The sequence below is a fragment of the Microcoleus sp. CAWBG640 genome, assembly GCF_020883015.1.
GTDB classification, from domain to species: Bacteria; Cyanobacteriota; Cyanobacteriia; order Cyanobacteriales; family Microcoleaceae; genus Microcoleus; species Microcoleus anatoxicus.
Genome location: NZ_JAHRFC010000168.1, coordinates 1 through 5,053, shown reverse-complemented (window position 1 = coordinate 5,053; position 5,053 = coordinate 1). Strand labels below are relative to the sequence as shown.

Below are 5,053 nucleotides of genomic sequence, written 5' to 3'. Positions count from 1 at the left end.
GAACGGGACAGACGGGGCTCGAACCCGCAACTTCCGCCGTGACAGGGCGGTGCTCTAACCAATTGAACTACTGTCCCTCGTTTTTGCCTTTCTTTCAGGCACAATTTCTATTATGCTTATAACCGTACCGTTTGTCAAGAGGTTTTTTGAACTTTTATTTTGAAGCCCAAAATCTGAGTCTCCTGCAACGGACTGAAGTTGTTGTCACTCACCAAAACCAGACCTCTGCTACCATCGCCTAAAACCGGGCCCAATGTCAAGCCCTCAATATTGTCTAGGGGGACTTTCAGAGTTTCCAAGTCCAGCAGCAGCCGTTTTTGAGCCAGAGAAACCTCACTGAGACGGCTTTTGAGGCTTTCAAGTCCTTCGATGCGATCGCTCTTTTCCAGAGAAATCTCAAAAAGCTTAATAGTAGTTCCAGTTTCCAGAGAGAAAGCACGCTCTAAACTCAGCAAGCGATTTTCGTCGATCGCCAGTAAATCCACTAAACCATTAGCCGTTAATTTTCCCGCAGGATTAGCGCCCGCTGGTAGCGGTTCGGTGATGTAAAGGAATTCTCGCTCCACATTCCCACTCACCGCATCGTACCGCAAAATCCGGCACGGACTGCCACTTTCTAACGAAGCCACCCCACCATCTTGAACCAAAGCATTTTCCGTGGCTGTAAATAGATATTGGCGATCGGGAGTCAAAGTCAAACTTTCAAATGCTAGATTGTTGCGGATACCTTTAGTCCCTTTGTCATCTGGCAAAAACAGCTCAGGAATTGGCAGAGTTTTCAGCAGTTTACCATCGAGGGAGAATTCTTTGATAAAAGGACTGATGTGGCGATCGACATCTCCCTCAGAAGAAACAAACACACTGTTACCAGTAAAAGCAATCCCTTCAGGATCTAAACTTAACTCTGGAAAACTCTTACCGTTTTCATCAAGTAAAGTTGTAACACCAGTAAAAGCAACTTGCTCTTTTTCTAGCTTACCATATTGCAAATTTATTTTGATAGAATAGAAACGTGCCGGAGCCTTGCTGCTGCGGTCATCAGAAATGGCATAATAAACTTGTTTATCAGCATCATAAGTAATTCCCGAAAGTCCACCAATTTCCGTCCCCCCAAACAGAGAACCCGTCGGAAATATCACCCTACCGATAAAATCTATTTGAGTTACAGCAAAAGATTGAGCTGACAGATTGAGCAAAATAACAGCAGCCGCTGCTACCAAAAAACAGACAATAAATATAGTTACTTTTGCTAGGTTTCGCATTCTCCGAATAAATACATTATTACCTATCTTCTTCCCTTTCTTCCTTCGCGCCCTTCGCGTCTTCGCGGTTCGTTAAATCATAAATTCAAGGTTCATGATTTAGCAAAAAATTGGTCAACCAATCCTTAACCACATAAGTAGCACGACAATCATCCTCATTGTAGCGGACGATCGCCTCCAAGAGAGAGCGATCGCCAGTTGTCAACCATTCCTCGTACCAACAGACACACTGAGCACCATTAGCCTTAGCATCTCGCCACTCAAAACCCAGCCAACGGGCGATGGGTTTAAGCGCATAACTTTCCACCGGCATAATCGCCTTTTGGGTTACATATTTATGGATATCCACAAAGCGTTTCAGCACAGGTTTCCATAGATAAACTGGCGTGTTGTAAAGTTTAGCTAATCGCTTAAAAGTCTTAATTTCGTAGTCGCAGAAGTGAAAAATTGGCGCTATGGGATAACTCCACATTAATTCTAAAAATTGTTCCCAGGCTAATCTTTCTTCTGCCGCACTTTCCGCCAAAAACGGGTAGTATTTTTCGGTTTTATTGTACCTATCAAGGACTAAAACTCCGTGGAGGTAATCTAGATTTAATTCTGGTTCTGCTTCAATATCAAAGTAGAGTTCTATCGGTGCGATCGGCAAAAACACCGATTGGGAATAAGGAATTGGTTTTTTGCGGAGAATCGGCGCAGGTACAGAAAGTTTAGCCTGTTTATTTTGCCTAGATGATTTATCGACTTCGAGCAAAGAAACCGGATTTTTTACCGAATTTGCGGGCTGCGACGAAGTATTTTGGTAAAAAAAACCAGTTTCTAGACTTCCACTATTTTTGAGTTGCTCAATGGCGAGGTTATTCAAAATATTGTCTGCAATATCGGGTACTATTTCAGATTGGCTATCTGCGGCATAATTCTCACTTCCTTCTTCCCCCCAAGGGGAGGCTTCTTTTGCCCCCCAAGGGGAGGCTTCTTTTGCCCCCCAAGGGGAGGCTTCTTTTGCCCCCCAAGGGGGGGCTTCTTTTGCCCCCCAAGGGGAGGCTTCTTTTGCCCCCCAAGGGGGGGCTTCTTTTGCCCCCCAAGGGGGGGCTTCTTTTGCCCCCCAAGGGGGGGCTTCTTCTTCCCCCCTGGGGGGGGCTTCTTCTTCCCCCCTTGGGGGGGGTAGGGGGGGGTTCTTCTTCCCCTCTTGGGTGGAATAGGGGGAGGTTATTCTTATTTCCTTGAGGGGTGTAGGGGGCGGTTCATCTCGCACAAATGGCTGATTCAAAAAAGTCGATCGCGCTTGCTGCACCACATCGACAGCTACTCCCGCGACAAACTCAGGATAACTCGCCAATAAATCGGAATTAGCATTAGCCAAAGATTCTAAATCTGTCAATCCGAGAACTTTTAGGGTAGCATATCGCTTAGCCGTAACTCCCGGCAATAGCGACAGGTGTTTAATAGATGTGGCTTCCTCATGACAAGTGCTATACCAAGTGCAAAGAGTGCACTTTTGGCGGGAAATAAAAACTTCTGGTTTCGCCTTAATTTCTAACATTTTAATGCACTCATCCAACATCTCAAACATCTGAGGCATTCGCTGGTGGAGATTCACCGCCCAAAGTCCTTTTGTTCGCAGCATTAACCACGCCTTTTCTGGCATAGTTCCCTGGACAGAAGCTAACACTTGTGCGTGAAAAGCGGCAATAATTTGATAGTCTAGTTTTGGTCGCTTGCTGAGCCAAATATCTGCCGTCGCATAACTCCAATCGCCAAATTTGGAAGTACCCGGCTGTTTGATTAATAAATGCGGGCGGCTGACGAGGTTGATTTCGGAAGAGTGCAGGATTGAGGAGGAAAGATGAACTGGAGTTTCGGGAATTTCGCCGATGTCTGGCAAATATTGAGGCTCAATTCCTAAGAGAGAATCTGTTTCACCGTTGGTTTTGCCTAATTCACCTTGGTACAGGACTCCTCGATAAATGCGATCGACTCCTTGCTGCATTAAACTTAAAGTAGCCGCCGCCCCAGCCGCCCAATCCCCTCTAGGATAAGATGGTTGTTGGTAACTCTCAGATTCTAAAGTTTCCTGCTGGTATGTGGCGCTGTCACGCATCAATTTTAGCAGAAAATCGCTTGGTGGATCTTGTTGTTTCCAGTCTCCGCAAGTGTCTAAAAATGCTCGGAGATTGCATCGCTGATAGGAAAGTAGCAGTTTGTCAGTTATTAACATTTATTAGTGTTAGCAGAAGGAAGAGGGAAGAGGGAAGAAGCTTTTTTGAGAGAGATTTTTGACGATCGACATTATGTAATATTAACGCTATCAATTAATTTCGCAGCAAAAATGACAAAAGACAAACACCGACAACAGTTTCCAGCTTTGGCCAATAAAGCTTATTTTAACTACGGCGGACAAGGGCCGTTGCCTGAGCCTGCTTTAGAGGCGATTTATGGGGCATACAAACGGGTGCAGGTTGGGGGGCCGTTTTCGGGGGAAATCGGTGCTTGGGTGGTTCAGGAGGCGATGCTGACGCGGCGGGCGATCGCAAACGAGTTAGCCGTCCCTCCTGAAACGATCGCCCTGACGGAAGATGTCACCGTCGGCTGCAATATTGCTCTGTGGGGCATTGATTGGCATCCGGGCGACCATTTATTGCTCTCTGACTGCGAACATCCGGGCATTGTAGCTAGTGTAATGGAATTGCAGCGCCGTTTCAACATAGAGGTTTCGGTTTGTCCCTTGGCGGCTACTTTGAATGAGGGGGATGCGGTGGCGGTAATTGCTAATTATTTGCAGCCGAATACTCGTTTGTTGGTAATCAGTCATATTTTGTGGAATACTGGCCAAGTTTTGCCTCTGACTGAGATTGTGAAAGTGTGTCATCAAGGTTATGAACCCCCCCTAGCCCCCCCTTGGCAAGGGGGGGAACAAGTATTGAATGAACCCCCCCTAACCCCCCCTTGGCAAGGGGGGGAACAAGTATTGAATGAACCCCCCCTAACCCCCCCTTGGCAAGGGGGGGGACAAGAAGATTTGTCTGTGGAGAATCACAAAGTTAGAGTGTTAGTTGATGCGGCTCAATCTGTGGGGGTTTTGCCTTTGAATTTGATTGAGTCTGGAGTTGATTTTTATGCTTTTACGGGTCATAAATGGTGGTGCGGCCCGGAAGGTTTGGGAGGACTTTATGTGAGTGCGGATGCTTTGGCAGATTTGCATCCGGTGTTTATCGGTTGGCGGGGAATTGTCACGGATGCTAATGCTAAGCCTATTGGCTTAAAACCGGGGGCTCAACGTTACGAAATTGCGACTTCGGCTTATCCTTTATATGCGGGATTGCGAAGTGCGATCGCCCTGCAAGACGAATGGGGTACAGTTGAAGAAAGGTATGCAGAAATCTGCCGTTTGAGTAAGTATCTCTGGGAGGGTTTATCAGAGTTGAGTCATGTAGAATGTTTGCGAACATCTGCACCAGAAGCGGGTTTAGTTTCGTTTCGATTAACTAATGGGATGCCGCACAAAAAGCTTGTTGATTTGTTGGATAAACAGGGAATTATGGTGCGGACAATTCTGAATCCAGATTGCGTGCGGGCTTGCGTTCACTATTTTACCACTGAGGCGGAGATTGATAAGTTGGTTGGGGAAATAGCCATTCAATTAGGATAGTCGGAGCGGGTTGATTAAGATTATTTATTAGCCTCAAATAATATCTGTAAAACCCGCCCCCCCCAACGACAAATCAATGATAAAAATTGACCAACCTCAAAAACCCGCCCCACCCAACGACAAATCAATGACAAAAATCGAC

The 5,053-nt window shown here is 46.2% G+C and carries 3 protein-coding genes and 1 tRNA gene; 1 reads left to right on the top strand and 3 read right to left on the bottom strand.

The features are described 5' to 3' along the window. Positions 1 to 3: 3 nt before the first annotated feature. From AAFP11_RS29690 to AAFP11_RS29680, 3 genes are all read right to left on the bottom strand, one after another. Positions 4 to 77 (bottom strand) — tRNA-Asp (locus AAFP11_RS29690). Positions 78 to 134: 57 nt separating this feature from the next. Further along, the gene (locus AAFP11_RS29685; RefSeq protein ID WP_341740231.1) at positions 135 to 1,262 is read right to left on the bottom strand and encodes an esterase-like activity of phytase family protein; all 1,128 of its coding nucleotides are present in this window, start codon (positions 1,260 to 1,262) and stop codon (positions 135 to 137) included. An 85-nt stretch (positions 1,263 to 1,347) separates the two neighbouring features. Next, entirely contained in the window at positions 1,348 to 3,480 is a 2,133-nt protein-coding gene (locus tag AAFP11_RS29680) for a TM0106 family RecB-like putative nuclease (protein WP_341740230.1), read from the bottom strand. Between the two features lie 111 nt (positions 3,481 to 3,591). On the opposite strand from AAFP11_RS29680, the gene AAFP11_RS29675 reads away from it, so the two are divergent. Beyond that, positions 3,592 to 4,911 (top strand): aminotransferase class V-fold PLP-dependent enzyme, encoded by a 1,320-nt coding sequence (locus AAFP11_RS29675; protein WP_341740229.1) that lies wholly within the window; start codon positions 3,592 to 3,594, stop codon positions 4,909 to 4,911. Positions 4,912 to 5,053: the final 142 nt, after the last annotated feature.